Source organism: Desulfuromonas carbonis, assembly GCF_054658035.1.
In genome coordinates this window covers 1,060,276-1,086,015 of record NZ_BAAHXR010000003.1, presented here as the reverse complement: position 1 = coordinate 1,086,015, position 25,740 = coordinate 1,060,276, and the positions used below count along the sequence as shown (strand labels likewise).

The 25,740-nt window shown below is 61.2% G+C and carries 23 protein-coding genes and 1 tRNA gene; 17 read left to right on the top strand and 7 right to left on the bottom strand.

Features of this window, described 5'->3' with window-relative positions; all coding sequences use genetic code 11:
• The first annotated feature begins 134 nt into the window (after positions 1 to 134).
• From ACYQ8E_RS11920 to ACYQ8E_RS11895, 6 genes are all read left to right on the top strand, one after another.
• The gene (locus tag ACYQ8E_RS11920; protein ID WP_082820432.1) at positions 135 to 1,475 is read left to right on the top strand and encodes a TolC family protein; all 1,341 of its coding nucleotides are present in this window, start codon (positions 135 to 137) and stop codon (positions 1,473 to 1,475) included.
• On the top strand, positions 1,472 to 2,572 hold the full coding sequence (locus ACYQ8E_RS11915; RefSeq protein WP_157471936.1) for an efflux RND transporter periplasmic adaptor subunit: 1,101 nt from the start codon (positions 1,472 to 1,474) through the stop codon (positions 2,570 to 2,572). Before ACYQ8E_RS11920 ends, ACYQ8E_RS11915 begins: the two co-directional genes overlap by 4 nt.
• Before the next feature lies 1 nt (position 2,573).
• Positions 2,574 to 5,792 (top strand): efflux RND transporter permease subunit, encoded by a 3,219-nt coding sequence (locus ACYQ8E_RS11910; protein WP_066729473.1) that lies wholly within the window; start codon positions 2,574 to 2,576, stop codon positions 5,790 to 5,792.
• The gene (locus ACYQ8E_RS11905) at positions 5,789 to 5,980 is read left to right on the top strand and encodes a YgaP family membrane protein (protein ID WP_066729471.1); all 192 of its coding nucleotides are present in this window, start codon (positions 5,789 to 5,791) and stop codon (positions 5,978 to 5,980) included. Before ACYQ8E_RS11910 ends, ACYQ8E_RS11905 begins: the two co-directional genes overlap by 4 nt.
• 24 nt (positions 5,981 to 6,004) lie before the next feature.
• Positions 6,005 to 6,460: a C-GCAxxG-C-C family protein gene (locus ACYQ8E_RS11900; RefSeq protein ID WP_066729468.1), complete on the top strand. Its 456-nt coding sequence runs from the start codon at positions 6,005 to 6,007 to the stop codon at positions 6,458 to 6,460.
• 124 nt (positions 6,461 to 6,584) lie between these two features.
• Positions 6,585 to 6,803, top strand: a complete 219-nt coding sequence (locus tag ACYQ8E_RS11895) for a hypothetical protein (RefSeq protein WP_066729466.1) — start codon at positions 6,585 to 6,587, stop codon at positions 6,801 to 6,803.
• Positions 6,804 to 6,881: 78 nt separating this feature from the next.
• Here ACYQ8E_RS11895 and ACYQ8E_RS11890 read toward each other — a convergent pair whose 3' ends face one another.
• On the bottom strand, positions 6,882 to 7,136 hold the full coding sequence (locus ACYQ8E_RS11890) for a TIGR03905 family TSCPD domain-containing protein (RefSeq protein ID WP_066729464.1): 255 nt from the start codon (positions 7,134 to 7,136) through the stop codon (positions 6,882 to 6,884).
• A 144-nt stretch (positions 7,137 to 7,280) separates the two neighbouring features.
• Complete coding sequence (locus ACYQ8E_RS11885; RefSeq protein ID WP_459861046.1) at positions 7,281 to 8,972, bottom strand: methyl-accepting chemotaxis protein; 1,692 nt, start codon at positions 8,970 to 8,972, stop codon at positions 7,281 to 7,283.
• Between the two features lie 132 nt (positions 8,973 to 9,104).
• On the opposite strand from ACYQ8E_RS11885, the gene ACYQ8E_RS11880 reads away from it, so the two are divergent.
• The 5 genes from ACYQ8E_RS11880 to ACYQ8E_RS11860 all read left to right on the top strand — a co-directional run bounded on the left by ACYQ8E_RS11880 (position 9,105) and on the right by ACYQ8E_RS11860 (position 12,349).
• Positions 9,105 to 9,893, top strand: coding sequence for a TatD family hydrolase (locus ACYQ8E_RS11880; protein WP_082820431.1), 789 nt, complete (start codon positions 9,105 to 9,107; stop codon positions 9,891 to 9,893).
• Between the two features lie 35 nt (positions 9,894 to 9,928).
• On the top strand, positions 9,929 to 10,690 hold the full coding sequence (locus ACYQ8E_RS11875; RefSeq protein ID WP_066729456.1) for a tRNA threonylcarbamoyladenosine dehydratase: 762 nt from the start codon (positions 9,929 to 9,931) through the stop codon (positions 10,688 to 10,690).
• On the top strand, positions 10,687 to 11,439 hold the full coding sequence (locus tag ACYQ8E_RS11870; protein ID WP_066729454.1) for a sulfite exporter TauE/SafE family protein: 753 nt from the start codon (positions 10,687 to 10,689) through the stop codon (positions 11,437 to 11,439). The genes ACYQ8E_RS11875 and ACYQ8E_RS11870 overlap by 4 nt, the downstream gene beginning before the upstream one ends.
• A gap of 125 nt (positions 11,440 to 11,564) precedes the next feature.
• Positions 11,565 to 11,777 (top strand): hypothetical protein, encoded by a 213-nt coding sequence (locus ACYQ8E_RS11865; protein WP_066729452.1) that lies wholly within the window; start codon positions 11,565 to 11,567, stop codon positions 11,775 to 11,777.
• A 2-nt stretch (positions 11,778 to 11,779) separates the two neighbouring features.
• Positions 11,780 to 12,349, top strand: a complete 570-nt coding sequence (locus ACYQ8E_RS11860; protein ID WP_066729450.1) for a hypothetical protein — start codon at positions 11,780 to 11,782, stop codon at positions 12,347 to 12,349.
• Between the two features lie 88 nt (positions 12,350 to 12,437).
• Here ACYQ8E_RS11860 and ACYQ8E_RS11855 read toward each other — a convergent pair.
• Positions 12,438 to 12,513, bottom strand: a tRNA-Phe gene (locus ACYQ8E_RS11855).
• Positions 12,514 to 12,950: 437 nt separating this feature from the next.
• Between ACYQ8E_RS11855 and aroF the strand changes: the two genes are divergently transcribed.
• The 5 genes from aroF to ACYQ8E_RS11830 all read left to right on the top strand — a co-directional run bounded on the left by aroF (position 12,951) and on the right by ACYQ8E_RS11830 (position 21,328).
• Complete coding sequence (gene aroF, locus ACYQ8E_RS11850; RefSeq protein ID WP_066729448.1) at positions 12,951 to 13,970, top strand: 3-deoxy-7-phosphoheptulonate synthase; 1,020 nt, start codon at positions 12,951 to 12,953, stop codon at positions 13,968 to 13,970.
• Between the two features lie 123 nt (positions 13,971 to 14,093).
• Positions 14,094 to 14,345: a hypothetical protein gene (locus ACYQ8E_RS11845; RefSeq protein ID WP_066729446.1), complete on the top strand. Its 252-nt coding sequence runs from the start codon at positions 14,094 to 14,096 to the stop codon at positions 14,343 to 14,345.
• A gap of 130 nt (positions 14,346 to 14,475) precedes the next feature.
• On the top strand, positions 14,476 to 16,068 hold the full coding sequence (gene serA / locus ACYQ8E_RS11840) for a phosphoglycerate dehydrogenase (RefSeq protein ID WP_066729440.1): 1,593 nt from the start codon (positions 14,476 to 14,478) through the stop codon (positions 16,066 to 16,068).
• Positions 16,069 to 16,659: 591 nt separating this feature from the next.
• Positions 16,660 to 18,384 (top strand): acyl-CoA carboxylase subunit beta, encoded by a 1,725-nt coding sequence (locus tag ACYQ8E_RS11835; protein WP_066729438.1) that lies wholly within the window; start codon positions 16,660 to 16,662, stop codon positions 18,382 to 18,384.
• A 64-nt stretch (positions 18,385 to 18,448) separates the two neighbouring features.
• Positions 18,449 to 21,328, top strand: coding sequence for an ATP-binding protein (locus ACYQ8E_RS11830; RefSeq protein WP_066729902.1), 2,880 nt, complete (start codon positions 18,449 to 18,451; stop codon positions 21,326 to 21,328).
• 162 nt (positions 21,329 to 21,490) lie between these two features.
• Here the strand turns inward: ACYQ8E_RS11830 and ACYQ8E_RS11825 are convergent, their stop codons facing one another.
• From ACYQ8E_RS11825 to ACYQ8E_RS11810, 4 genes are all read right to left on the bottom strand, one after another.
• A complete protein-coding gene (locus ACYQ8E_RS11825; protein WP_066729436.1) occupies positions 21,491 to 21,706 on the bottom strand; it encodes a hypothetical protein in 216 nt (71 codons plus the stop codon).
• Positions 21,707 to 22,091: 385 nt separating this feature from the next.
• Positions 22,092 to 22,928 carry a 1,4-dihydroxy-6-naphtoate synthase gene (locus ACYQ8E_RS11820; protein WP_066729434.1) on the bottom strand — a complete coding sequence of 279 codons (837 nt, stop codon included), beginning with the start codon at positions 22,926 to 22,928 and terminating at the stop codon, positions 22,092 to 22,094.
• Positions 22,925 to 23,671, bottom strand: a complete 747-nt coding sequence (gene mqnB / locus ACYQ8E_RS11815) for a futalosine hydrolase (RefSeq protein ID WP_066729432.1) — start codon at positions 23,669 to 23,671, stop codon at positions 22,925 to 22,927. Before mqnB ends, ACYQ8E_RS11820 begins: the two co-directional genes overlap by 4 nt.
• An 81-nt stretch (positions 23,672 to 23,752) precedes the next feature.
• Positions 23,753 to 24,835, bottom strand: a complete 1,083-nt coding sequence (locus ACYQ8E_RS11810) for a hypothetical protein (RefSeq protein ID WP_459861045.1) — start codon at positions 24,833 to 24,835, stop codon at positions 23,753 to 23,755.
• A gap of 296 nt (positions 24,836 to 25,131) precedes the next feature.
• Here ACYQ8E_RS11810 and ACYQ8E_RS11805 point away from each other — a divergent pair, with 296 nt between their 5' ends.
• Positions 25,132 to 25,692, top strand: coding sequence for a helix-turn-helix domain-containing protein (locus tag ACYQ8E_RS11805; protein ID WP_066729426.1), 561 nt, complete (start codon positions 25,132 to 25,134; stop codon positions 25,690 to 25,692).
• Positions 25,693 to 25,740 lie beyond the last annotated feature (48 nt).

Genomic DNA, 25,740 nt, shown 5'->3' with positions numbered 1-25,740 from the left:
AGTAAGCTAGGTTTAATCTGTTGTGGGTGGTGGCAAGGCGGGTAGAACTGACACTCGGACGATGAAGGCCTTGACATTTAGCGAGAAATCAATATATATATCTTTCCGAATATAGCAACCCGAGGTGTGCTGCCATGCAAAACACGTTAATGTGCCTGATGCTGCTCCCGCTCCTGCTGGTTACGGGCCTGGGCCATGCCGAGAGTGTCGATCTGCAGGAGGCGCTTGCTGCGGCCGTGGCACAGCGGCCGCTGGCCGAGGTCGCGCGCCAGCAGGCAGCCGGCGCGCGGGCGGCGGTGACCGAGGCGCGGAGTGGCTACCTGCCCCACCTGAACCTGAAGGAATCGTATCAGGCGACCAACGAGCCGGGGGGGAGCCTCTTTATTTCCCTCAACCAGGAGCGCCTCGTCCTCAGCCCGACCGCTGATCCCTACAACCATCCGGAGACACGGCATGATTTTGAAACCCGCCTTACTCTCGAGCAGTCCCTCTACAACCCCGATGTCGGTTACGGTCTTGACCGGGCCGAGGCCGGCTATCGGGCGGCGACTGCCCTGGCCGGATGGACCGAGGAGCAGGTCGCTTTTGCCGCCTTTGCCGCCTACCTGGAGGTACAGCAGGCGCAGGCCGGGCTGGCGGCGGTCGAGAGTTCCCTGGCCGAGGTCCGCGAGACCGTGCGGCTGGCAAAAGAGCGGGAGGAGAACGGCCTCGGCCTGCGCTCGGATACGCTGCAGGCCCGGGTGCGCCTGGCGGAGGCCGAACGGCTCCGGATGAGCACTGCCAACGATCTGCAGCTGGCCCGGCGCCGCCTCGCCCTGGCGATCGGTCGGGACGGCGGCGAGGTCGGTATCGCCCGGCCCCTGGTCGTTGCCGACCTACCGGTCGCAGCTGATAGTGTGCCACAGCCCCGCGGCGACCTGCAGGCCGCGCTGGCCGAGGCTAAAGCCGCCGAGCTCGCCCGGCGCCAGTCCCGGGCTGGCTATTTGCCCCGCCTGGGGGTGACAGCGTCCTATGCCTGGCACGACCCGGAGATCCCCTTCGGCAGCGAGGCGCAGAGCTGGCAGGTCGGCGCCGGCCTGACCTGGGAACTCTTCGACGGGCTGCGCCGATCCGGGAGTATCGAGCGTACGGCGGCTCAGCAGCGGGCGGCCCGGCTCCAGGCGGAAGAATTGCGCCGCGCCGTCGCCCTGCAGACCCGCGAGGCGGAGCTGCGGGCCAACGAAGCACAGCTGCAGCGCGATTCGGCGCAGGCAGCGGTGGCCGCGGCGGAAGAGAGCCAGCGGTTGTTGCTGCAGCGCTATGAAAATGGCCTCTCGCCCCTTTCCGACCTGCTGGCGAGCCAGGCCGCCCTCGACCAGGCACGCTCTGTCCTGGTCAGGGCCAGCGGCCAGATGCTGCTGGCGCGGGGGAATGTGCAATTGCAGAAGGGTCTCTTCCTGAAAATGATGCTTCCGGGCAAGGAGGTTCAACGGTGAGAAGCTGGTGTGCAGTGGTGGTGATGCTCGGTTTGCTGACCGGTTGCGGCGAACAGATCGAACCCGGGCGGACGACGGCCCAGGCCCCGGTTATTACTGGCCTCGGCCTGGCGAGGGTGGCCAGCGAGCCCATCGCCCAGGGGGAAAGCTTTGTCGGCAGCGTCGAGAGTTTTGACCGCGGGGTGCTGGCGGCGCGTATCGCCGGCCGCGTTGCCGAGGTCAAGGTCAATGCCGGGGATCAGGTGCGTCGGGGCGAGCTGCTGCTGACCCTGGCCGACAACCAGGCAAGTGACCAGTTGCACCAGGCGACGGCGGCGCTGGCGGCGGCCGAGGGGAACCTCGCCGCGGCCAGCGCCGAACTGGAGCTGGCAGCGAAGACCCAGCAGCGGTACGCGAATCTGCTTGCCGCCCAGGCGGTCACCCGGCAGGAGATGGACAGCATCAATGCCCGGCTGGAACAGGCCCGCCAGGGCGTCAGGAGCGCGGAAGGGATGGTGCAGCAGGCAGCCGCCGGGCAGGCTGCGGCGGAAAAGGCGGTCGGCTGGAGTCGAATCCTTGCTCCCTATGACAGCCAGGTGATTGAACGCCAGGTTGAAGTGGGGAGTACGGTGCTGCCGGGTATGCCGCTGCTGACCCTCGATCGCCAGGGGGGGTGGCGGGTGCGGGCGGCGATCCCCGAGTCCCTGGCGGGACGCTTCCAGGTCGGCGAACGGCTGGTTGTGGAAATTCCGGCACGGCAGGAGAGGATAGCGGGCACTTTACGGGAAATCGTCGCCAGCGCCGACCCCCGGAGCCGTTCTTTTGAAATCAAGCTCGATCTCGATCCGGCGCCCGGGCTTTCCGCCGGCCTCTTTGCCAGGGTGCAGGCGCCGGGCGTGATGACGCCTGCCCTGCTGGTACCGGCCCGGGCGCTGGTGGAACGGGGCCAGCTGGTCGGAGTCTACCTCGTCACCGAAGGGCGCTTAAGCTTCCGCCTGGTGCGGCTCGGACGGCGGCTGGACGACCGGGTGGAGATCCTCTCCGGACTGCAGGGGGGTGAGCAGATCGTTGTCGACGGCGTGGAGCGGGCCAAAAACGGCGCGCGCGTGGAGGGCTAGCATGGCCAAAAAGCTCTCCCTCGCGACCCGGATCGTCGACAGGTTTCTCGATGGCAACCTCTCGGTCATCCTCATCCTGCTGGCGCTGCTGGCCGGTGCCGCGGCGCTGGCGCTGACGCCGCGGGAGGAGGAGCCGCAGATTGTCGTGCCGATGGCCGATATTTACGTGCATATGCCGGGTGCCAGTGCGGCGGAGGTCGAGCGCCAGGTCTCGACCCGGCTGGAGAAGCTGCTCTGGCAGGTCGATGGCGTTGAATATGTCTACTCCATGTCGAAGCCCGACCTGGCGGTGGTTACGGCCCGATTTTTCGTTGGCGAAGACCGGGTGGAATCGCTGGTCAAGCTGCACAACAAGGTGCAGACCAATATTGACGCAATTCCTGCCGGGATAACCGGTTGGGTGGTCAAACCGGTGGAGGTCGACGACGTCCCAATCGTCAATCTGAGCCTCTACAGCGACCAGGCCTCGGATTTCGAGCTCCGCCGCGTCGCCGAGGAGGTGGTCGATCGCCTGCAATCGGTCAAAAATACCTCGGTGACCACGGTCATCGGAGGACGGCCGCGGCAGCTGCGGGTGGCTCTCGATCCGCAGGCCCTGGCCGCCCGGGGCCTTGGCCTGCTCGACGTCCGGCAGGCCCTTGATGGCGCCAACCTGGAGTTGCCGGCTGGCGACTTCCAGAATGGCAACCAGAGCCTGCTGGTGCGCGGCGGAGAATTCCTGCGCTCGGCGCGGGATGTGGGGGACCTGGTCATCGGCGTGGTCGGCCAGCGCCCGGTGCAGTTGCGTGAAGTCGCCCGGATCGAGGATGGTCCGGCCGAGGCGGCCAGCTATACCCGCCTGCGCTTCGGACCGGCCGGCGATGCCGAAGCCGCCGCGGCCGGGCGCGAGTATCAGGCGGTCAACATCGCCGTGGCAAAAAAGAAGGGGACCAATGCGGTCGTTGTCGCCGCAGAGGTGATCCGGGCGGTCGATGACCTCAAGGGGACGATCATCCCCGATGAGATGCAGGTCCGGGTTACCCGCAACTACGGCGAAACCGCCAACCACAAGGTCAACGAGCTGATCACCCACCTGATCATCGCGGTGGTCACGGTCCTCGCCCTGGTCTTTTTCGCCCTCGGCTGGCGCGAGGCGCTGATCGTCGCGGTGTCGATCCCGATCATCTATTCGCTGACGCTGCTGGTGAATTACTGGTTCGGCTATACCATCAACCGCGTGACCCTCTTCGCCCTGGTCCTGGCCCTCGGCCTGCTGGTCGATGACCCGATCGTCGATGTCGAGAACATCTTCCGCCATTTCCAGATGAAGAAGGAACCGCCGCGGGATGCGGTGCTGTCGGCGGTGGACGAGGTGCGGCCGCCGGTGATCCTGGCGACCCTCGCCGTCATCCTCTCCTTCTTGCCGATGCTCTACATCACCGGCATGATGGGGCCCTACATGCGGCCGATGGCGTTCAACCTGCCGTTGACCATGATCATGTCGCTTTTGGTCGCTTTTACCGTGACCCCGTGGATGAGCTACCATCTCCTCAAGGGGCAGTATGGCAAGGGGGGGCATGAGTTTGTCCTCGAGGAGAGCCGCACCTACCGGATCTACCGGCGGATTCTCGAACCCTTCATCGATTCGCGGCGCAAGGCCTGGCTGCTGGTCGCGGCGGTGGTCCTCCTGCTGCTCGGCTCGATGGCGATGCCGGTGCTGAACCTGGTGCCGATGAAGATGCTCCCCTTCGACAACAAGAACGAGTTTCAGCTCGTCCTCGACCTGCCGGAAGGGACGACCCTGGAGACGACCGACGCCGCGGTCCGTGCCCTGGAGGATTACCTGGGGACGGTCAACGAGGTCACCGATTTCGAGGCCTATGTCGGCCTGGCGAGCGCCATGGATTTCAACGGCATGGTCCGCCACTACTACATGCGCCGCGGCGAGAATGTTGCCGATATTCGCGTCAACCTCGCCCCCAAGAGCCTTCGCGCCCAGCAGAGCCACCCCTTGACCCTGCGCCTGCGCGATGACCTGACCCGCATCGCCCGGGCCCACGGCGTCAATCTGAAGATCGTCGAAGTCCCCCCCGGACCACCGGTCATCTCGACCCTGGCTGCCGAGGTCTACGCCGATGCGGGAATCAGCTACGGCGACCAGATTGCCGCGGCAAAGCTGGTCCGGGCGCGGATGGAGAGCGAGGATCGGGTGGTCGATGTTGATGATATGGTCGAGGCGCCGCAACGCCGGCTGACCTTTCTCCCCGACAAGGAGAAGGCGTCCCTTTCGGGGATCAGCACCGCCGAGATCGCCCGGACCCTGGCCCTCGCCGTTGGCGGCGAGGTTGCCGGCACCGTGCATGTCGACAGCGAGCGCCAGCCGTTGCAGATCCTGCTCCGCCTTCCTGCCGCTGTGCGCTCTGCTGCTGCCGACCTCGGCGCTCTCGCCCTGCGCGGACAGGGCGGCAAGCTGGTCCACCTCTCCGAGCTCGGCCGGTTTGTCGAGGAGCGCCTGGAACCGACCATCTTTCACAAGAACCTCGAACGGGTCGTCTATGTCACCGGGGAGATGGCCGGCAAGAGCCCGGCCAATGCCATCCTCAATCTCTCCAGCCATTTCAAGGCCAATCCGTTGCCGACCGGCACCCGGGTGGTCTGGAATGGCGAAGGGGAGTGGCAGATCACCCTGGATGTCTTTCGTGACCTGGGGATCGCCTTCGGCGCCGCCCTGGTGCTGATCTTCATCCTGCTGCTGATCGAGACCGGCTCGATGGTTATGCCGCTGATCATCATGGCGGCGATCCCCTTGACCATGATCGGCATCATGCCCGGCTTCTGGTTGCTCAACCTGATCGCCAACCGCCCGGTGGGGGGGTATGACACCCCGGTCTTTTTCACCGCCACGGCGATGATCGGCATGATCGCGCTGGCCGGCATCGTGGTGCGCAACTCGATCATCCTCATCGACTTCATCCACCACGCCCTGAAGCGGGGGATGCCGCTGAAGGAGGCGATCATCGAAAGCGGCGCGGTCCGCCTGCGGCCGATCCTGCTGACCGCCGGAGCCGCGCTCCTCGGCAACTGGATCATCACCCTCGACCCGATCTTCTCCGGCCTCGCCTGGTCGATCATCTTCGGCGTCTTCGCGTCCACCGCCTTCACCCTGATCGTGATCCCCGTCGTCTATTGGCTCGTCTACGGCAAGAAAGCCGAACAACATGCAAGGAGATACCAGTCATGACCGTAAACCGTTACCTGCGTCTGATCGCCGGCTTCTTCGTGATGCTGAGTGTGCTGCTCGCTCATTTTCACAACCCGAACTGGCTCTGGTTCACCGCCTTCGTCGGTCTCAACCTCTTCCAGAGCGCCTTCACCAACTGGTGCCCGATGATCACCATCCTGCGCAAACTGGGGGTAAGGGAGGGTTGACCCTCACCATTGGATTGGAGGAAGATGGAGTTCGCCACGAGCGACGAGTGGAGAAGGAGAGAACGGGACGTGTTCTGGAGATGGCGGCAAAAAAAGGTTCCGCGGCCTGTCGTCGAGTCGGCAGGCGAGCGGGCCGGGCGTTTGTTTGATGGCGGAATGAATTGTGCTCTTGCCGTGCTGCAGGCGACGACCGGCAACGAGAATCCGCAGTTGATGGAAATCGCAGGTGCCTTTGGCGCCGGGATTGGCGGCAGCAAGTGTCTTTGCGGCGCGGTCTCGGGGGGAGTGATGGCGCTCGGATTGCGCGGCCAGCGCAAACGGGCCGGGGAGCTGGTGGCTGCCTTCAAGGCACGCAACCGGATCACCTGCTGCAAGGGGCTCTCGGCAGGGTACGCCTGGATGAGCCGGGAACACAGGCAGAACTGCCGCCGCATGACCATGGAGACCGCGGAGATCGTTGACCGGTTATTGAGGAGATAATGTTTTCAGGAAGTTACTGATTAATCCACGGAAAAATTCCGTGGAAAAGGCAAAAAAGATTGACAGATCAAGGCAGTTCACCCTAGATTGGCTCCCATTAACCGCCTTTGAAGGGAGTCCCACCATGGAATGTGAACTGCTCGCCAGCTGCGGATTTTTCCGCAAGTACCAAAACTCTCTCGACCTCGCCTGCCGCGGGTTTATCAAGGCCTACTGCAAGGGGGCCAAGATGGACGATTGTGAGCGTAAAAAGTACCGCAAGGCGAACGGTGCGCCACCCGAGGACGACATGATGCCGAGTGGCCAGATTATGCCCAAGGAATACCAGGGGGCCAAAGCTTAGCTTCCAATGGCGACGCAACAGACAAAAACGGCGCATCCTCTTAAGGGGATGCGCCGCTGCTTTTTCGGGTCTGCCCGGTCACATCGCCAGGCGCAGAGTCAAATTCTCCAGGGCCTGGGCGAGCTGGTCGGGACAACTGGTCCTGCCGCGACAGACGATACCTTTGGTGCGCGCGATGACCTCCTTGACCGGCATGCCGGCGGCCAGTGCGGCAACCCCCTTGGTGTTCCCGGCGCAGCCGCCGATAAAGTTCACTTCCTTGATGATCTCTCCGTCGAGCTCGATATCGATAAAGCGTGAGCAGGTCCCGGAGGTGGTGTGGGTGATTTTCATTCCTGATTCTCCCGCTAGCAGGCGCTGTCGTTCTTTTGCATCCAACGACGCGACCTATACCACAGCCGGCAGAAGAGGACAAGAATTAAATCCGCCTTTTCATATATATGGTTTCCGGTCCTTGCCTTGAATCAGGGCGGAACCTCACCTTGGCGATGATCCCTCGAAGTGCTCGGCCAGTTCCCGCAACCGTGTGGTGAGGACTTCCATGGCGGCAATTTCATCGGTGATCACGGCGGCCTTTTCCGAGTTGCTCCGCAGGCGCTGTTCAGAGGTATTGAAGTGCTGGAAGATGCGTTCCGCAGTCCCCGACTGGAAGCGGATGGCGGCATCGACGGTCTGAATCTGCCCTTCCCGGCCGGCCAGCCCCTTGTCGAATTCGCGATTGGCGCGTACCTGTTCTTCCATCCCCCGCGCAACCTGGTCGGCCGCCGATTTCATCTGCCCCACCCCCTGCTGGATCCGGTTGATCGCCAGCTGCTGTTCCTGGATCGCCCGGGCGACCGCCTTGACCGACCGCAGGCCCTGCCCGGCACCGTTGAGCAGCTCCCTGGCGCGTTCTTCCTGGGCGCCGGTCAGCTGCACGATTTCTTCTGAGGAGCTGGCCGCCTGGCGGGCGCTGTCGACGATCTTGGCCAGCGCCTCACCGGTTTCGCGGCTCAGTTCCTTGCCCCGGGCAATCCGCTGGCCGGTGGCGGCGATGGCTGCCGTCACCTCGCGAGTATCGCCTCCGATCGCCTTGACGATCTGCTGGATATCCTGGGCGCTGCTGGTGGTGCGGTCGGCGAGATCGCGGATCTCTTCGGCCACCACCGAAAAACCCTTGCCGTTCTCGCCGGCCTGGGCGGCAATGATCGCCGCGTTGAAAGCGAGCAGCTCGGTATCCGAGACCAGGTCGCGGATGACACCGATGATTTTTGCGACCTCCCCGGTCTGGTGGGAAAGACGGGCCATCGCTTCGGTCGCCTTGAGGCTCTCGGCTTCGATACGGACCATTTCATCGCGGGAAGTGCTGACGACCTGGAGGCCGTTCTCCGCGTCGTGCTGAACGGCGACGGTCGCCTTGGCGCTCGCCGAGGCGCCGCTGCGGATTTGCACGAATGCTTCGCCGATACTGTCAAGATCGCGTACCGTCATCTCGACGCTGCGGGCGATGGTGTTGGACTGGTCGGCCGCTTCCCGCAGGCTGGAGGCCATCTCGTCGACGCTGGTGGTCGTTTCCAGGAACTGGGCGTTGGAATGCTCCATGGCCCCGGCCATCTCCTCGAGAGAGGCGGAGAGTTCCCGGGAGAGCGCCGATTCGTCCTGGGTCCGCGCGGCGAGCAGCTCCATCTGCGCGGCGATATCCTGTTGCTTCTCGCCCATCGCTTCGACATCCTTGCGGGTGGCCTGGGCGGCGTTCAGACCATCCCGCGCCCGTTCCGACAGGTAGCTGCTGGATGCGGCGAGGGTACGATAATGGGGAACAAATTCATCAATCGCCGCGAGCAGGCTGCGGACAAAGGTCTCCACCGCGGTGACGGACTTTTGCAGGGCCTGGTTCAGTTCCTCAATGGTATTTCCTGTGTGGTGGATATCGCCCGTCAAGGGGCGCAACAACTCCAGCTGCTGCCGCAACTGGGACTTGAGGGTGACGCGCACGAACTGGAAGAGGCAGGCGCCGACGCCGAAGCCCATGGCGAGACAACTGAGAAGAAACGGGAGGGTGAGAGCGGATGGACCGATGATCGGGGCCACGATCAGGGGAAAGATGCCGCCGGCGACGAGACCGGTGGCGTGGGTTACGACCAGCATCTTATGCAAAAACGAAATTCGCTTGCTTGCAGTCTGGCTCATGTCGAAACCTTCGATTGGAATTTTTTGATGTAAAATCGACCCTTTAGCTCTTAACACAGTTTTCCCTGCAGCGCAAGCGGGAATCGTTGGAGTGCCTTTCCCTGGGCCGGTTTCCTGTGCTAGAGTCTCGCCATGACGGCCTCAGCCGGGTTATTCGATACCCATATCCACCTCGATCTTCTTGTGGCGCCAGCGTCTCGCAGGGACATGCTGCTGGCCGCCCGTTCTGGCGGTGTCACGGGATTCCTGGTTCCCGGTGTCGCTCCGAGCGATTGGCCGGAGCTTCTGCGAATCGTGAGCCAGGTGGAGGGTGCCTATGCCGCACCGGGACTTCATCCCCGGTGCGCCGCTTCCTGGGACGGCATGGCCCGGCAGCAACTGGAGTTGCTGCTGCGGGAACCGCAGGTGGTCGCCATCGGCGAAATCGGCCTCGACGGCAGCCCGGGAATGCCCGCCGTTGCTGACCAGGAGCGGGCCTTTCGCGACCAGTTGGCACTCGCCCGTGCCTTTGCCAAGCCGGTGTTGCTGCACAGCCGTCGTGCCATCGGTCGGCTGCTGGCGTTGCTGGAACAAGAGGAGCCTCTCCCGGCGGGCGGTATTTTGCACGGGTTCAATTCCAGTATCGAGGTCGCCCGGCGGTTTCTCGATCTCGGCCTGGTCCTCGGTTTTGGCGGTCCGCTCACCTACCCCAACGCGCGCCGGGGGCCGGAGGTGCTGCCGCATCTCCCGGCCGAGGCGATCGTCTTGGAGAGTGATGCGCCGGACCTCGCCCCCTGGCCCCACGTCGGTGAGCTCAACCGTCCTGAATGGCTCGGGTTGGTGGCGACCCGGGTTGCCGAGTTGCGGGGCTGGTCACGACGCGAGACCGCAATGATTACCTCCGCCAATGCCCGCCGGGTACTCCGGCTGGGTGACGAATAGATATTCCTTTCTGCTGACAATTTTCAGGGTACCTGATGAGCGACGAAGAGCGTTTTTCCCGCCTTGAACTGCTGATCGGCGCCGCCGGGCGTGAGCGTCTGAGCCGGGCCTCGGTCGCTGTTTTCGGCCTCGGCGGGGTCGGCAGTTTTGCCGTCGAGGCCCTGGTCCGCGGCGGCATTGGTCGCCTCACCCTGGTCGATTTCGACCGGGTGGCGCTCAGTAATCTCAATCGCCAGCTGCACGCCCTGGAGGAGACCGTCGGTCGCCCCAAGGCCATGGTGATGGCCGAGCGCTGCCGGGCCATCAATCCCGACGCTGATATCAGCGCCGTCCAGCAATTCTACGGACCGGAGAATGCCGCGGCACTCCTTGACCCGGGCTACGACTTTGTCCTGGACTGTATCGACAATATCACCGCCAAGCTCCACCTGATTCAAACCTGCGTCGAACGCGGCCTGCCGATCATCGCTTCGATGGGTGCCGCCAACAAGATCGACCCGACCCGTGTCACCCTTGCCGATCTCTCCCAGACCCGAATCTGCCGGTTGGCCCGGGTGCTGCGCAAGGAGTTGCGCCGGCGCGGCATTGACGGCGGCGTCCCGGTGGTCTATTCGAGTGAAGAGTTCCGGCCCCTCGCCGGCAATGGTGGAGGCCGTGCCCCGCGCGGCGCCGGTGCCGAGGAGTACCAGCAGCGCCGGGTGCCCCTCGGTAGTTCTTCGGTCGTCCCGCCCCTGTTCGGATTGATGATGGCCGGTGAAGTCTTGCGGCGCCTGCTTGGTGAAGGAGCGACCCCATGAGCGGACTGCCGTTTCAGATCGTGGCCCTGCTGGTGGTCGGCTTCATCTCCGGCTTCCTCAATATTCTGGCCGGCGGCGGTTCACTACTGACCCTGCCGCTGCTGATTTTCCTCGGCCTGCCGGCAGCGGTTGCCAACGGCACCAACCGGGTCGGGGTCTTGTGCCAGAATATTTTTGCCATCACCTCCTTTCGCCGCCAGGGGATTTTCCCCTGGCGCCTGGCCCTCTTCTGCTCCCTGCCGGCGATTGCCGGCAGTTATCTCGGGGCCCGGCTCGCCGTCGATATCGACGAGCGTCTGTTCCAGCGCCTGCTGGCGGGGATCATGCTCGGCGTCCTGGTCCTGACCCTGGTCGACCCGATGAAAAAACGCCGCGTCGAGGAACTGGTGATGACGCCCGGTCGCGGTGCGGTGCTGCTGGCCTCCTTCTTTTTTATCGGCATCTATGGTGGTTTTGTCCAGGCCGGAGTCGGGTTTCTGATCATCCCGGCGCTGGTCTTGCACGGCATCGATCTGGTGCGCACCAACGTGGTGAAAATCATCGTAGTGCTGATCTTCACCATCCCGGCGCTGGCGGTCTTCATGGCCCACGACCAGGTCAACTGGACGCTCGGTCTGGCGCTTGCCGCCGGGAATTCGGCGGGGGGCTGGGTGGCCTCCCGCATGGCGGTCAAAAAGGGGCATGACTGGATCAAGCAGGTGGTGGCCCTGACGGTTTTTGTCTTTGCCCTCAAGCTGCTGTTCAGTTGAGACCCTCGCGCCGGAATGGCCGAACCGGGACGAAATTTCTCTGACCGATTGCGATTTTCAGGGGCATTGCTATGCTACAGAACCGAGGGTCGCAGCGACCTACTTCTTTGGTGAAAGGAACATTCATGTATCGGTTGTCTTTCCTGATCCTCTTTCTGGTGCTGGTAGGGTGTGAGGCACGGGTTGCCCTCTATGCACCCCGGCGCATGCCGACTGCAGACCACCTCAAAGCGGCGACCCCCAGCGATTGTCGGGGCTGCCACGATACGGCCAACCTGTTGCGGCACAAGGCGGACGACGATTGCCTGAGCTGCCATAAACTCTGCAAGGGGTGTTGAGTATGAAGCGGATTCTGGTGGGACTGAGCTTGTTGCTGCTGGCCGGGTGCGGTCCGATTTTCGGACAGATGACGGCCATGACCGACGGCGTCAAGGAATTCAAGGTGGTGCAGGGTGACCTCGCCGACCTCAAGGGGGATGGGCCGCTCCTGGTCTTTGGCCCCTTTGCCAAGACCGCCGCCGCCTTTTACATCTGTCGCGGGGAAGATGCCGCCAACCTCTCCGACGCCCTGCGCGATGCCGGGCTCTTTCAGAGCGAGCTCTACCTGGAACGAAATTATGACCACGCCGCAAAGACGGCCCAGCAACTGCGCGGCAAAACCGCGGCTGAACTGCAAGCAGATCTGGGCCTGAGCCGGGCCCCGGGAAAAATTCTCTTCGGCACAATTCTTTACCGTCGCACCTACATCGCGCCGGCACGTGGGGTTGAGATGGAGGTCGGGTATCGGTTGGAGTTCTATGATGTTGCCAGCCGGCAATCGACGACGGTCGAAATTGGCGTCAAGTATCTGGCTGAGGAGACGGTCAAGGAGGTCGTCGCTGCGCTCAAACAAAAGATTCGCGGCGGCTAGACTTCGATTGGGAGCGGGGAAGGGAAACTCTCGGCAAATACGGTGGGACAAAAAAAGGGCCGTGGAAATCCACGGCCCTTTTGGCGTCTGGTGCCCAGAGACAGAATCGAACTGCCGACACGAGGATTTTCAGTCCTCTGCTCTACCGACTGAGCTATCTGGGCGAACGGAAGCATGTATATAACGAAATGCGGTCCCGCTGTCAAGAGAAATTCGGGTCGGCAGCAGGGTGCAACTGGTGCAATGCTGGGCCAATTGTGTTCCTCCCGGGGGAGCATTATCCGCTTGCCAAGGAGTACAGATTCTGCTAGTTACAGAACAGACATTTTTTAAGGATCGAGTTCAGATGCAACATGTCGGCGCCAACTTTAGCAGCTTTTCCTTCTGGTACGGCTTTTACTTTAGGCCGTCTGCCGTGGGGAAAGGTCCGCTATCGTAGGCAAACCGCGATAAAAGAGGATCAAAAACCATGGGCAGACCGACCGGCCTCCCATGGTTTTGCTGTCTCCGGGCCTCCGGAGCGAACTGCAGGCCGCCATGGGGTTCCCGGGCGGCCTGACCCATTCCATCACTCTCAACCGGAGGAAAGGGGTACAGACAGATGATCATCGTAATGAAGCAGGGTGCCAGCAAGGACGAACTGGCCGAGGTCAAAAAGCGAATTCGGGAGTTGGGTTACAAGCCCCACGTCATCCACGGGGAGACCCGGAACGTGGTCGGCGCGGTCGGCGACGAACGCGGCAAGTCGGTGCTCCAGGCCCTGGAATCGCTCCCCGGGGTCGAGAGCGTGGTGCCGATCCTCAAGCCCTACAAGCTGGCCAGTCGCGAGGTCAAACCCGAGCCGAGCACCATCGAAATCGTCCCCGGGTTGACTGTCGGCGGCGGCTCCTTCCTGGTGATGGCGGGGCCCTGTGCCGTGGAGAACGAAGCCCAGATCCTGGAATGCGCACGGGCGGTCAAGGCAGCCGGGGCCAAGGTGCTGCGCGGCGGGGCCTTCAAGCCCAGGACCAGCCCCTACTCCTTCCAGGGAATGGAAGAGGACGGCCTCAAGCTGCTGGTTCAGGCCCGGGAAGCGACCGGGTTGCCGATTATCACCGAGGTCGTCAATCCCCGCGACGTCGAACTGGTGGCCCGATATGCCGATATCATGCAGGTCGGTGCCCGCAACGTGCAGAATTTCGCCCTCCTCAAGATTCTCGGCCGCCTCGACAAGCCGATCCTGCTCAAGCGCGGCATGGCAACGACGATCCAGGAATTTCTGATGAGTGCCGAATACATCCTCGCCGAGGGGAACCGGCGGGTGATCCTCTGTGAGCGGGGGATCCGGACCTTCGAGACCGCGACCCGCAATACCCTCGATATCTCGGCGGTGCCGGTGCTCAAGGAGCTGACTCACCTGCCGGTGGTCATCGATCCCTCCCACGCAACCGGCCATGCCAGCCTGGTCCCCTCCATGTGCTACGCTGCAGTGGCCGCAGGGGCCGACGGTCTGATCGTCGAGGTCCATCCCACGCCGGAAACTGCAGCCAGCGACGGCCCGCAGTCGTTGCGGCCGGCCGAATTCGCCACCATGATGACCAAGCTCAAGGCGTTTGCCCAGGTTGCCGACAAGCGTTTGTAGCAGCGCCTGTATTGTTTTGCACCCCACCGGGCACGACCCCGTGGGGTGGCCTTCACTGCCGGCCGCTGGCCAGTGGGGCCCTGTTCCGGGTTTGTCCGACCGAGAAAAACGACAGGAGTTTTTATGTTTCTCGTCCCTTTGAGCCAGGCGGAGAGTGTCGAGCTGGTCATCCATGCCCTGCGCAGTGCCGGCGGTGCAGCCGACTGCAGCAGCTGTCCGGTTCGCAAGGTCTGCATGAAGCAGTGCCTGACAATTGCCGAAACGGTTGCGCAAATGTTCGCCGACGGGACCCTCCCCTATGCCGGCGCGCCGCAAAAGCCCCCGTCGGCTCCCGGCAGCGCCCCGGCGCAGCCCGGACTCAAGCTGGTCAAGTAGTCGGTTTTGCATGGGCTTTTGGTGCTGTCTACGGCGTTGACAGGGTCAGGTAAAAGGGCTAAAATTCTGGCTTTCCCAAAACCCAGGCGCGTTTTTGCCGGCGCGGAAAACGGCAATGGAAGGAGTTTGCATGCGAGTTCTGATTACCGACGAGATCTCCCAAGAGGGTCTGCAGCCCCTGGTTGGAGATACGCGCATCGAGTTTGATGTTCGCCTTGGCCTCTCCCGCAAGGAACTCTACCGGACCATCGGCGATTATGATGCCATCATTACCCGCAGCGGAACCCAGATCGATGCCGAACTGCTGGAGCACGCCCGGAACCTGAAAATAGTTGCCCGGGCCGGGGTTGGTATTGACAATGTCGATGTCGAGGCGGCCAGCAACAAGGGGATCATTGTTGTCAACGCTCCTTTCGGCAATGTGAATTCGGCGGCCGAGCACACCATGGCGCTTCTCCTCTCCCTCTGCCGTAACATAACCGTTGCCAATGCCAGCCTCAAAGGTGGTGAGTGGAAGCGGGCCCCCTTTACCGGTTATGAACTCAAAGGGAAGACAATCGGCATCATCGGCCTCGGCAAGGTTGGCGGGCGGGTGGCTCTGCGCTGCAAGGCCTTCGAGGCCGAGGTTATCGCCTATGATCCCTATATAGCGGAAAAGCGTGGGGAAGATCTCGGGGTCCGGCTGGTATCGCTCGAGGATATCGTTCGCTATGCTGACATCATCACGGTGCATACACCCCTCAACGACGAGACCCGGGGCATGATCGGCAACGAACATTTTCGCGCCATGAAGGACGGGGTGATCGTCGTTAACTGCGCCCGCGGTGGGATAATCGAGGAGACAGCGATGCTCGCCGCCCTGCAGTCGGGCAAATGTATCGGCGCCGCCTTTGATGTCTGGAGCTCGGAACCGCCCGACAGTGACGTTCTGCAGCAGCTGATCGCCCACCCGCGCATGGTGGTTACGCCGCACCTCGGCGCAAATACCTTCGAGGCCCAGAAAAATGTGGCGGTGGACGTCAGCCGCGAACTGGTCAATTACCTCGATGGACGCCCCTTGGAGAATGCCGTGAACATTCCCAAGTTCGACCCTGATCTGATGGAGCACATGAAGCCGTTCATGGCCCTGATCAGCCAGATGGGAGAGTTTATTTCCCAGCTGGCACCGCCCAACCCCAACAAGGTGATCTTTGCCTATAATGGCAAACTGGCCCGTTTTGACTGCGCGCCGATTACCGTCTGTGGTCTGGCGGCGCTGCTCAACCGGCAGACCGAACAGGACGTGAATATGGTCAATGCCCGGCTGGTGGCGAACTCGATGGGCATCATCGTCGAGGAGGTTCGCACGACCGAAACCGGCTCCTTTTCCAACCTGGTAACCCTCTGCCTGGAGAGCCCTGAAGGAAAACGCAGCGTTGCCGGGACCCTCTTCGAGGGAATCCCGAAAATCGTCAAGATGCGCGACTTTTTCACCGATTTCCAGCCCGAGGAGCACATGCTGGTGATGAGCTACGAGGACAAGCCGGGCCTGATCGGCAAGATCGGCACCATCCTCGGTGAGGCCGGAATCAATATCGGCTCGATGAACCTCGGCCGGCGCGCCAAGGCTGGTGAGGCGATGGTGGTTCTCTCTCTCGATACGCCTGCCAGCGACGAGGTGATTGCACGTCTCGCGGCGGCGGTTGGGACACGTTTCATCAAGGCCGTTCATATGAAGGGCTGAATGCCCCCCCCCTCCCCTGTAAACCATGCCCAGCGACAGGCCTCCTTCCCGGAGGCCTGTTTTTTTCTACCCCAGCCGTGTTCCTCGCGAAATCCATCGCCCTTAAATTTTTAGAAAATCAAAACGGAATTTTACCCTGACTAATATTTCGTCGTGATTGCAGGGCCAGGGGGGTAGCCTGCGAACAACACCGGCTGGCGCTGTGGTGGCTTGGAACAACGTCGGCGCACCGATGGCGATCTCTTTTATCTTTTTAGTTCAAATAGTTAAAGTATCTCAGGATAGGTTGTTCATTGGTCTGACCGGCATTTGCGCTGCAGTCCCAAGGCGCTACCGGCAGTAAAAATTTTCATTGATGTTAAAAGAATCGACGCTGGTTGGCGGGAGCATATTTTACCCAAAATAAAATTTTCCTTGACAATTCGCCGAGTTTTTTGTTTTGTAACGGGTGTCCGAGAAACGACGTTCTAAAGAAAAGTTTCCCGGTTTCCTGCATTTTCAAGACGTTATCATCGACAGGCAACCCCGCATCGGTGCCGGGCACCCTTGCAGGGAGTCTTTACCAATCCAACCAGCAGAGGGATGTGCGAAATGGCCAAGAGCGTGATCAAACCGTCACTGAAAAATCCATTGGCTCCGCCCGAGGAAGTCGAATTTACCATCCCCGGTGAAATTGCCGGCAAACAAGGGCCTTATGAAGAGGTCATGAAGGAAGGTCATGCGCTGATCGAGCGGCCGATCAAGTCGGTGCAGGTCAGCCAGGTCGAAAAACAGCACTTCAAAAAACGGATGACGGTTTGGGAAAGAATCAAGGTTCTCACCCAGGAAGAACCCAATATCCTCTTCCAGAACTGGGGCAAGAACCTCGACGGCGCTTCCCTCGTCACTGGCATTCTCAATATCGGTGGCCGCGATGTCGCGGTTTACGGCCATGACTTCACCGTGCGGGCCGGCTCCATCGATGCCACCAACGGCAGCAAGCTCGCCAAGCTCTTCAACATGGCGGGCGAAAAAGGGATTCCGGTCATCGGCATGAACGATTCGGCCGGCGCCTTCGTCCCGGCCGGGGTCGGCGGACTCGATGGCTATGCCGAGGCGTTCACCGCGCTGCGCAAGATCAGCGGCGTCGTTCCGTCGATCATGTGCATGTTCGGCTTCAACGCCGGCGGCGGCTCCTATCTCCCCCGCCAGGGGAGCTTTGTCATCCAGCCCAACGACACCTTCTTCGGGTTGACCGGTCCCGGCGTTGTCAAGTCGGTCCTTGGCGAGGATATCACCCCGGAGGAGCTTGGCGGCCCCAAGGTGCATGGCGCCTCAGGCGTGGCCGACTTGACCGTTTCGGACGAAGTGGCCGCGCTGCGCACCGCGGTGCGCCTGCTCAGTTACATTCCCGACAACAATTCGAGTTCGGCACCCTTCCAGGCGACCAGCGACCCTCTCGACCGGCGGACCTGGGAGATCAATACCCTGCTGAAAAAGGCCTTCAACTCGCCGACTGGGTTCAATACCCCCTTCGACGTCTCAATCGTGATCCAGCAGATCTGCGATCACGGTGACTACCTTGAAATCCAGCCGGAACGGGCCCGCGAAGCGGTCACCGCCTTCGGTCGTCTCGGTGGCCACGTGGTCGGTTTCGTCGCCAACAACTCGGCGGTCTCTTCGGGGCAGATCGACTGCGACTCGGCGGTAAAGATCGCCCGCTTCGTCCGCTTCTGCAACATCTACAATATCCCGCTGATCTTCATGGAAGACACCACCGGCTTCCTCCCCGGCCGGGACCAGGAAGCGCGCGGTATCGTGCAGGCAGGTCGCTCGATGCTCGATTCGATCGTCGATGTGCGCACGCCGCGGATTCTGCTGATCCTGCGCAACGCCTTTGGCGGCGCCTACGCTTCCTACAACAACTACCCGACCGGCGCCGACCTGGTGCTCGCCCTGCCGACCACCCGCCTCGCGGTCATGGGGCCGGCCGGCAAGGAGTTCGTCTACAAGGGAGATCTGCGCAAGGTGCGTTCCGAGGCTGCCGCCATGGTCAAGCAGGGAACGGCTGAGCGTATCACGGCCGGAATGGAGGGCGCCGAGGCCAAACGCGACGCCGAGAAGGAAGCCGCCGAATGGCTCAAGGCCCAGGAGGCGGCCCTCAACCTGCGCTACGAAAAAGAGCTGATGAACCCGAAAGAGGGCCTCGCTCTCGGTTCGATCTCCTCGATCGTGATGCCGACCGATCTGCGCAAGGTGCTGGGTGAGAACATCGCCTTTTTGATGCGGCATTACAAAGCCGGCCCGATGGTTGCCCCGCAGCGCGAGTTCCATTGATGGCGTGGCAGGAGCGTGATTGCGAATGAAAGCGAATCAAGGTTTCGATCTGGAGATAGCACCCATGGCTGAGAAAATCGACTATTACAGCAACAATCCGCTGATTCATCGTGACCGGCGCCTGAGCCTGTCGAGTTCCGAATGGGTCCGGTCCTTCGCCTGCGAGGACCTCAAGCCGCTGATCGTCTGCCGCGGCCCGATCCGGATGGAGGCGATGACGGTTTACGAAGAGATGGGGATTACCCATTACGGGATTCTCCTCTCGGAGAAGGACTCCATCATTTACCCCAATGCCCTCTCCCCCGAGCTGCGCAAGCTGACCGACACCAACCGGGTCCACCGGGTTCCCGACTATACCGGGGCGAGCAAGGAGGAGCGCGTCGAGCGCATCGGCCAGATCATCCAGACCGCCAAGGACAATGGCTACAACGCCGTCTTCGCCGGCTACGGTTTTATGGCCGAAGACGATGAATTCGTCGCCGCCATCGAGGAGGCCGGCCTCAAATTCATCGGCCCCTGTTCGGCGACCCAGCGCGGCGCCGGCAAGAAGGATGAGGCGAAGCGCACCGCCCTGTCGGTGGATGTTTCGGTCACCCCCGGGGTCAACAATGTCACCGCGCGCACCCTGGTCGCCAAGCACCCGAGCCGCAATGCGCTCCTGGCGGTGGTCAAGGCCGAAGGGCTGAAGGTTGCCAAGAAGATTCTCGACGACAAGACCCTCAGCCTCGAAGATCTGGCCGACGCGATCCTCTTCGCTTCCTACGAAAAGGGGATTGACCTCTTCTCCATGGCCGAGCTCGGTGCGCAGGTCGAAAAAGAGTGCGCCGCGATGTTTAAAAACTACCCCGGTGCCCGCATCCGTCTCAAGGCGATCGGCGGTGGCGGCGGCAAGGGGCAGCGTATCCTCGGCGCCTCGCTGCTGACTAAGAAAAACCCTACCGATGCCGATATCCAGAAGGCGGCAGCCGACGCCCCGGCTCTGGCCCGCGAGGTGTTGCTGGAGGTTAAGGCCAATGGCGTCGGCGACAACAAGAACGTTCTGATCGAGCTCAACATCGAGCAGACCCGGCACAACGAGATTCAGCTCCTGGGCAACGGCGAGTGGTGCATTGCCCTCGGCGGACGCGACTGCTCGCTGCAGATGCACGAACAGAAACTGCTCGAAATTTCGGTCACCCAGGAGATGCTGGCGCTGGAGATCGCCAAGGCGAAGAAGGCGGGCAACAAAAAGCAGGCGGCAGCGCTCGCCACCGACCTGGAAGTGCTCAAGCGCATGGAAGAGCAGTCGGAACGGTTCGGTAAGGCCGTCGGCCTCGACTCCGCCTCGACCTTCGAATGCATCGTCGACCGCGACCGCCACTATTTCATGGAAGTCAACACCCGTATCCAGGTCGAGCACCGGGTTACCGAACTGGTCTACCGTCTCAAGTTCACCAATCCCAAGAACAAGAAAGAGTTCTTCATCGTCGAGTCGCTGGTCGAGGCAATGGCTCTCCTCGCCATGCACAAGGAGCGGCTGCCGCGCCCCGAGCGCATGCCGCGCTTTGGCGCGAGCGCCGAGGCACGGCTCAATGCCACCGACTGTTCCCTCTCGCCGAGCGCCGGGGGGGTGATCCGCTACTGGTCGCCGCCAATCGATGGCGAGATTCGTGACGATCAGGGGATCTGCATCACCAACCCCGATACCGGTCTCTTCATGCGCTACACCCTTGCCGGCGCCTACGATTCCAACATCGCCCTGCTGTTGACCAAGGGGGACAACCGTCTCGACAGCTACCACCATCTCGCCAAGGTGTTGCGGAGCACGGTGCTGCGCGGCACCAATCTGGCGACCAACCTGGAATTCCACTACGGCCTGGTCAATTGGTTCCTGGGCCAGAACGTCATGGCCAAACCGACCACCCGTTTCGTCGTCCCGTACCTGACCCTGGTCGGTAAGTTAAAAGAGGAATCGAGCAAACTGGACGTGGTCCACGCCTTCCTCGCCACCAAGAAGCACTACGCCGCGGTCTATGCCGAAGATGCGGCGGCCGCCAAGGCGGTCTCCGAAATCCTCGACCGCAAAGGCACCTTGCTGACCCGGCCGATGGAGGTGCTGCTGTCTGACCCGCACCTCCTCTCCGGCTGGCTGAGCATCAACAAGCGCAATTTCGCCATCAAGGACGGGAAACTGGTCTGGCTTCGCAATCCGCTGGTGATTCTCGAAGAGACCTACGAATATCTCAACATGACCTTTGATCCGACCCGACCTGCGGCCGAGGTGATCTGGTCCCATGACAATCTCCTGCTGCAGACGGCGCTCAAGTTTTATGCCGACCTGCGTGCCACCTTCAAACTCGACAAGGACGATTTCCTCAAGCTCAACGACATTCTCGCCAAGGAAAAACCGCAAGGCGGCTTCGACAAGGAGACCTGGGCGCAGATCCGGGAAGCTCATGCCGGGTACGAAATTGGCAACGAGCTCTTCGGGATTCTCTTCCTGGTCGCCGATCGCACCAACTTCTTCGACTTCCGGGTCGAGGAAGATCTGGAGGTGACGATTCCCGATTATCTCAATGACCCCGACCTGCAAGCGGCGATGAAGAAGATTCTGGTGCCGCCGCCCTCGACCAAGGCCGATGAGATTGTCACCCCCGGCGGCGGCATGTATTATGCCCAGGAAGCTCCGGGCATGCCTCCCTTCGTCACCGAGGGGATGCACTTCGAAAAAGGCCAGCCCCTCTTCATTCTTGAGGTCATGAAGATGTTCAACAAGGTTCCGGCTCCCTTTGCCGGTACCATCGACAAAATCCTCATCGACGGCACGGAAGGGATTATCGTGCAGAAGGGACAGCCGATCTTCAAGGTCACTCCCGACGAGAAGTTTGTCGAGGTTGATGCCAAGGAGATTGAGAAGGAAAAACGCAGCCGTACCGCCGAATACCTCAAGGCGATTCTCGGCTAGCCTCAGCTACAAAGCTGTTGCTTCACAAAAACGGCCCCTGTCCAGTCTGGACAGGGGCCGTTTTTGGCTGAAAGCAAGGACACGTAGCGAGGGCGGCGCGGACGCCCGCGCCCGAATCCTCAAGCTCCCGATAAAGCAGGGTAAGGCAGAGAGGTCGTCGTCTCAGGCTACGAGCATGTAATCGTCAGCCTCTACGCATTCGGTAGTGGCCGAAAGGAAAGACCGAACCTGGGAATCCTTGACAACTTCGGTGACACCATGGTTGATGGACCAGATGCTGCCGCAGATGTCGCACTGGACAATTTCGGCGCTGAATCCATTGCTGTGGGCGTCAATCTCAATGTGGTTTTCCGTCTTGTTGCAGACCGGGCATTTCATGGCTGAACTCCTTCCGCGCGATAAAGTCTAAATTACCAATGCTGTTGTTTGGCGTAAGTATACTCCCTGATGATGAGCGTGCAAGGGAAAAATTTTAAAAACCACTGGCAAAACAATATGTTACGCGGCATTTTGTTTTGCCCATCATACCACTGGTTTGAAGTTGACATTAAGTTTATCCAATGCCCTTCCGGGTCCCATCTTGTAACTATCCGAAATTTCAAACATATAGCGGACGATGAAACGTAGATCAGGTTTATATATTTTTTCGAAAAGATAGCATTGGTAAACAAATGAGTTGAAAAAAAAGAATCACGGCCCAGTGGTCTTACCACTGCAAAACCGTGTCTCCCCCTCATGAAGTGAAAAAAGTGGCGGGCGGGGCTCAGTTACAGAAGAGGGATTGGGGGGAGGTGGGGATGATGCCGCGCGCTTCGGCGCGCCGCAACAGTTCGGTTACGGCGCGCTCGCCTTCAGGGCCGAGGGTGCGGGAAAAGTCGTTGACGTAGAGATCGATATGCTGGTCGATAACCGCATCGGCAAGTTCCTGGGAGTGGCGCTTGATATAGCTCCGCGGCTCCATAGGGTGGGCATAGGCGTAATCGATGCTGGCGGTCAGGGCCCCTTCCAGCTGCTGGATCAGTTCTGGTCCGAGCTCGCGTCGGGCCAGAATCCCTCCCAGGGGGATCGGCAGTCCGGTTTCAGCCTCCCACCAGGCGCCAAGGTCGAGAACCTGATGCAGGCCGAGTTGATGGAAGGTGAACCGGGATTCATGGATGATGACTCCAGCCGCGGCTTCACCGCGCAGGACCGCGGGCATCACCTGCTCGAAGGGGAGGATGAGAAGCTCCTCGAACCCCTCGCCATAAAGTTGCAGCAGCAGGTTGGCCGTCGTCAGGCGCCCCGGGATGGCGATTCTCCGTCCTTTGAGGTCGGCCATGGCGAGAGCCTGCGGCGCCACCACCAGCGGACCGCACCCGCGGCCGAGAGCGCCGCCGCTGCGCAACAGGAGATACTCATCGCGAAGATGGCCGAAGGCATGGTAGCTGACCTTGGTCAGATCGAGTACGCCAGCCAGGGCGAGCTGGTTGAGGGTTTCGACATCGGCCAGGCGTTCGGAGATCCGGATGCCCGGCAGAGCTATCCGCCCATGGGTCAGGGCATAAAAAATAAAGGTATCGTTCGGGCAGGGGGAATACCCCAAAGAAAGGGGAGAGCTCATGCCGGGTCCTTCTCCTGGTACCAGTGGCTGAGGAGGATGCGCAGGGCCTGTTGGGCAGCAGCGGCCCCGGCTCGCAGGTCCCAGCGCGACAGATCACGGTCCTCGGTCAGGTTGGAGATGCCGCGCAGTTCAAGAAAAGGGGTACCAAAGCGGATACAGGTCAGGGCGATCGCAGCTCCCTCCATGTTTTCGCAGATACCACCAGTCCGCCGGGAGAGCTCCTGGCCTGCCGCGGAGGTGCCGGAGCAGGTCGAAACGGTGACAAAGGGCCCGACGGCCAGTCGCTGTTTCGGCCCTGAAGGGTGAGTCTCGAGAATCCCCTTTGCCCGCTGCAGCAATTCCTGGTCGACGGGAAAACGGTTAAAGTAGCTCTGGCCGTTGCGCCGCAAAAGGGGAAGGCCGAGGGCTTCCATGTCGAGAAACGCTTCCGGAGTCACCACTCCTTCGTCCCCGAAAATCTCTTCACGGGCAATCGCCAGGTCGCCGATCCCGAGGTCACTGCCCGGGTAGGCCCCGCCGCAGCCGAGATTGAAGACCGCCCGCGGCCGCACGGTTTCGAGCAGGACCGCGGTGGCGGCGGCTGCGTTCGCCTTGCCGATGCCGCAGTGCAGAAGGCCCACCGGATGCCCATCGAGGGTCCCCCGCAACAGGTCGAGGCGGCCGCAGCTGCGAACCTCGCAGGGCGAGAGTGCGCGACGCAACTGGTCAGTTTCCAGGGGGACGGCAGCTATCAGCGCAATCATCGGCAACCAGGTCTGCAGTAAAGGAAAAAGGAAGAATCAACGGCTGCCCTGCCGCCGGTTGCTCTTGGTGTGTGGCCTGGATTAAGGCTTGAACCACCCCTGCCGGATCAGGTCCCGGCGCAGGGAGACTCCCTGGTTGCTGACCATCCCCTGGTACCAGAAACGGTCATCCAGATTCTGGCCGTCGCCGGGAGGATCGAGGCGCTTGCGCCGGTCAATAAGCAGCCGGCGGAATTTACTGTCCGCCTCGGCGACGATCCCGAGCAACTTGGCGCCCAGGCTGGGCGTCGTCCCCTCACAGACGGACTGGATCATGTCGCGAAGTTTCAGGCCGAGGCGATAATCCCAGAGGTCCCCCTGGAACCCTTCCTCGCACTCGCTGACAAAATCGTTCCAATCGAGTAGCAGGCTGCCAAAATCGTCTTCGGTAAAGTCTGCGAATTCGGCGTGGCGGGCAAGGCACTGCTCAATCTCGTCCTGTTCCCGTTTCGACAGGAAGAAGGAGAGGGTCTCTTCGACCGGATACATGTCGAGCAGTTCGACCAGTTCCCCGCAGAAGGAGACATAATCGAGCTCGTGATCGGCCATGGTAGAGAAGGGCGCCGGCAACGACTGGCGCTTGTGGCAGAGGAGGGAAAGGTGGTCATGCCCGAGATCGGTGGGAAAGATCAGCTCCGGAACATGAAGGATGTCGAGTGCGTGCAGCAGGTTGATGAAGCGGAGGTGATTGCCGGTGAAACAGGTCAGAATCTTCTCTTCGGAGTAGAAGAGTTCAACGCCGGCACGGTTGTTGGCCAGGCCAAAACCGACAAAGCCGTCGTGAACCAGACGGGGGAAAAACCGGTCGAGGGTTTCCAGCAACGGTTGCGGAGCAAAATAAGGGGAGTAGAAAACCGTTGGCTCGGGATGGTTTTCGGCGCCGGGATCGACCTCTTCCTCGTAATATTCGAGAATGAAGAAGCCCTCGTCGGGAAGGGTCCGGGCAAAGGCGTTGAAGATCGCCGCGACCCGTTCGGCGTTGCAGACAACCGTGAAGCGGTAGGAGTCGCACGAATTCTCCAGCAGGGAAAAGGTATATCCTTCCCGCAACGGGGTGGGGCACCCCTTGAGTTCGTTTTCCCAGATTCGGACACCATAGGGGAGGTGTAAAGTAGGTGACGGCAAGCGAGTGATCCTTAATGCGAAGTGGTTCGGCCGGACGGGACCGGGCTTCCCGCACATCTGGTACGCTAGCGGAGTGAACGAAAAAAGTCAATATTCCCCCCCGGGGGGGGAGGACGGCTGTGCGGTGCGATTTTTCATCCATTGCCGGGGTTGCCAGGTAGACCATTTTGTCGGCCCAACCCTTTAATTTCAGTAAAGATGTTTTATCGGTAATAAATTATTTTTGTTGACAATTTTCACCATTTCCGATATATCCTGCCAGAATAAAACTCCTTTTTATTTTGTATTGGTTGCGTATGGACTACAACATTGGCGCCAAGATTAAAAAGTTGCGCAAGGCGCGCAAGCTGACTCTGCAGGATGTCGCGCGGGAGACCGGTTTTTCCCCGGCGCTGATTTCCCAGATCGAGAACAATAATGTCTCGCCGCCGATCGCCACCCTCTCCAAAATCGCCCGCTTTTTTGATGTCAAGATGGGGATGTTTTTCGAGAGTGAGGAAGAGGAGCGCAAATACGAAGTCGTCAAGCGCGGCGAGCGGCGGGTGGTCAGCCGGGTCATTTCCAAGGCGGGCACCGGTCACGGCTACACCTACGAGGCGCTTTCCTTCCGCAAGCGCAACAAGAAGATGGAGCCGTTTCTTCTCACCGTGTCGGAACGGGCCAGCGAAGAGACCCTCTACAACCACGAGGGGGAGGAATTTCTCCTCATTATCAAGGGAAAGGCAGAGGTTATCCTGGAAGATGAGCGGCTCCTCCTCGAAGAGGGGGATGCAGTCTATTTCGACTCCTCGCTGCGCCATCGCCTCCTCTCCTACGACGGCCAGGAAGTTCAGGTCCTGGCGGTGGTGACCCGTTAAGCACTTTCCGTTGACTGCTGCCCCCTCGGTTATACCCCTGGCGTGGCG

Bases quoted from the DNA above. Each gene is read 5' to 3' on its own strand.
- ACYQ8E_RS11920 (WP_082820432.1), top strand. From the start codon at position 135: ATGCAAAACACGTTAATGTGCCTGATGCTGCTCCCGCTCCTGCTGGTT.
- ACYQ8E_RS11910 (WP_066729473.1), top strand. From the start codon at position 2,574: ATGGCCAAAAAGCTCTCCCTCGCGACCCGGATCGTCGACAGGTTTCTC.
- ACYQ8E_RS11905 (WP_066729471.1), top strand. From the start codon at position 5,789: ATGACCGTAAACCGTTACCTGCGTCTGATCGCCGGCTTCTTCGTGATG.
- ACYQ8E_RS11900 (WP_066729468.1), top strand. From the start codon at position 6,005: ATGGAGTTCGCCACGAGCGACGAGTGGAGAAGGAGAGAACGGGACGTG.
- ACYQ8E_RS11895 (WP_066729466.1), top strand. From the start codon at position 6,585: ATGGAATGTGAACTGCTCGCCAGCTGCGGATTTTTCCGCAAGTACCAA.
- ACYQ8E_RS11890 (WP_066729464.1), bottom strand. From the start codon at position 7,136: ATGAAAATCACCCACACCACCTCCGGGACCTGCTCACGCTTTATCGAT.
- ACYQ8E_RS11885 (WP_459861046.1), bottom strand. From the start codon at position 8,972: ATGAGCCAGACTGCAAGCAAGCGAATTTCGTTTTTGCATAAGATGCTG.
- ACYQ8E_RS11880 (WP_082820431.1), top strand. From the start codon at position 9,105: ATGACGGCCTCAGCCGGGTTATTCGATACCCATATCCACCTCGATCTT.
- ACYQ8E_RS11875 (WP_066729456.1), top strand. From the start codon at position 9,929: ATGAGCGACGAAGAGCGTTTTTCCCGCCTTGAACTGCTGATCGGCGCC.
- ACYQ8E_RS11870 (WP_066729454.1), top strand. From the start codon at position 10,687: ATGAGCGGACTGCCGTTTCAGATCGTGGCCCTGCTGGTGGTCGGCTTC.
- ACYQ8E_RS11865 (WP_066729452.1), top strand. From the start codon at position 11,565: ATGTATCGGTTGTCTTTCCTGATCCTCTTTCTGGTGCTGGTAGGGTGT.
- ACYQ8E_RS11860 (WP_066729450.1), top strand. From the start codon at position 11,780: ATGAAGCGGATTCTGGTGGGACTGAGCTTGTTGCTGCTGGCCGGGTGC.
- aroF (WP_066729448.1), top strand. From the start codon at position 12,951: ATGATCATCGTAATGAAGCAGGGTGCCAGCAAGGACGAACTGGCCGAG.
- ACYQ8E_RS11845 (WP_066729446.1), top strand. From the start codon at position 14,094: ATGTTTCTCGTCCCTTTGAGCCAGGCGGAGAGTGTCGAGCTGGTCATC.
- serA (WP_066729440.1), top strand. From the start codon at position 14,476: ATGCGAGTTCTGATTACCGACGAGATCTCCCAAGAGGGTCTGCAGCCC.
- ACYQ8E_RS11835 (WP_066729438.1), top strand. From the start codon at position 16,660: ATGGCCAAGAGCGTGATCAAACCGTCACTGAAAAATCCATTGGCTCCG.
- ACYQ8E_RS11830 (WP_066729902.1), top strand. From the start codon at position 18,449: ATGGCTGAGAAAATCGACTATTACAGCAACAATCCGCTGATTCATCGT.
- ACYQ8E_RS11825 (WP_066729436.1), bottom strand. From the start codon at position 21,706: ATGAAATGCCCGGTCTGCAACAAGACGGAAAACCACATTGAGATTGAC.
- ACYQ8E_RS11820 (WP_066729434.1), bottom strand. From the start codon at position 22,928: ATGAGCTCTCCCCTTTCTTTGGGGTATTCCCCCTGCCCGAACGATACC.
- mqnB (WP_066729432.1), bottom strand. From the start codon at position 23,671: ATGATTGCGCTGATAGCTGCCGTCCCCCTGGAAACTGACCAGTTGCGT.
- ACYQ8E_RS11805 (WP_066729426.1), top strand. From the start codon at position 25,132: ATGGACTACAACATTGGCGCCAAGATTAAAAAGTTGCGCAAGGCGCGC.